Raw genomic sequence first — 1559 nt, forward strand, 5'->3', positions numbered from 1 at the left:
GATCAAGCCAGCGTAACGGTTGTCGTTGCCAATGCCATAGTTGCAAACGATGATAATATTCCATCTGCAGGTGAAAATGTAACAACAAATGATACGATCAACGGAGGTTTAGTTACACCAGCCAACACTGATGTAACACTAATAACAGCAGGACCATTGAGTATTGATGCTAACGGAGATTTAACTGTAGCACCAAACACCCCAAGTGGTACGTATACTATAGTCTACGAAATCTGTGAAGTAGGAACATCACCGTTGAATTGTCAAACGGCTACGGCTACGGTCAACTATGTTAATCCGTTAGTTGCGAATGATGACACATTCCCATCAACAGGAGGAAACGTATTAGGAAACGACACCGTTAATGGTACGCCATCGACAACAACAAATATTGTAATTACACCCGTAGTTAGCGGCCCATTAAGTATTGATGCCAACGGAAATTTAACTGTAGCACAAAATACCCCAAGTGGTACCTACAGCATAGAGTATGAAATTTGCGAAGTAGGCGCAACACCATCGAATTGTATTTCAGCCACAGTAACAGTAGTAGTAAACAACCCAATTGTAGCTAATAACAATACATTTTCAGCTACAGGCGGAAATGTAACAGCAAACGATACTGTCAACGGAGCACCAGCTACATCATTCAACACTGATGTGACGCCAGTAAGCAGTGGCCCATTGAGTATAGATGCTAACGGTAATTTAACCGTAGCGGCAAACACGCCAAGTGGTACCTACAGCATAGAGTATGAAATTTGTGAAGTAGGTGCAACACCATCGAATTGTACACGAGCAAGGGCAACAGTAGTGGTAAGTAATGTAATTGTAGCCAATAATGATACCTTTCCAGCTACAGGCGGAAATGTAACAGCAAACGATACTGTCAACGGAGCACCAGCTACAACAGTCAATACTGATGTGACGCCAGTAATCAGTGGCCCATTAAGTATTGATGCTAACGGGAACTTAACTGTAGCGCCAAACGCAGTTGCAGGCACCTATACCATTACGTACCAAGTATGTGAAACAGGTTCTAATCCGTTGAGTTGTATTACAGCCCAATCTACTGCGGTTATAAATGAAGCACCACAAATAGCTATCGTTAAAACTGCTGTTTTCAATGATGATAATGCAGATGGTTTTGCTCAAGCCGGAGAGACTATTACGTACAGTTTTGCGGTAACAAACTTAGGAAACACACCTTTAAGCAATGTAACCGTTACAGATATTTTACCAGGTTTGATACTATCGGGTAATAGCATACTTGTATTGCCAGTAGGAGCGACAAACAATACAGCCTATCAAGGAGTGTATCGATTGACGCAAGCCAACATCAATTTAGGAAGTGTCACCAATCAAGCCAAGGTAACAGGAGTCACACCTCTTGGAGTTATAATAAGCGATTTATCAGATGATTCAAATAATCTTAGTGATAGACCAACTGTTCTAGGCATTCAAGGATGTGTAATCGAAGTGTTCAATGCAGTAGCTCCAAATGGAAGCGGTGACAACAAAGTCTTCCGCATCAGAGGTCTAGAATGTTATAGTGACAA

The 1559-nt window shown here is 41.7% G+C and carries 1 protein-coding gene; it reads left to right on the top strand.

Translation table 11 applies throughout. From position 1 onward, the window contains the following. A partial coding sequence (locus tag QLS31_RS16205) for an Ig-like domain-containing protein (protein WP_282744703.1) occupies window positions 1–1559 on the top strand: 1559 nt, incomplete at both ends.

The sequence above is a fragment of the Flavobacterium sp. XS2P24 genome (assembly GCF_030010285.1).
Classification (GTDB): domain Bacteria; phylum Bacteroidota; class Bacteroidia; order Flavobacteriales; family Flavobacteriaceae; genus Flavobacterium; species Flavobacterium algoritolerans.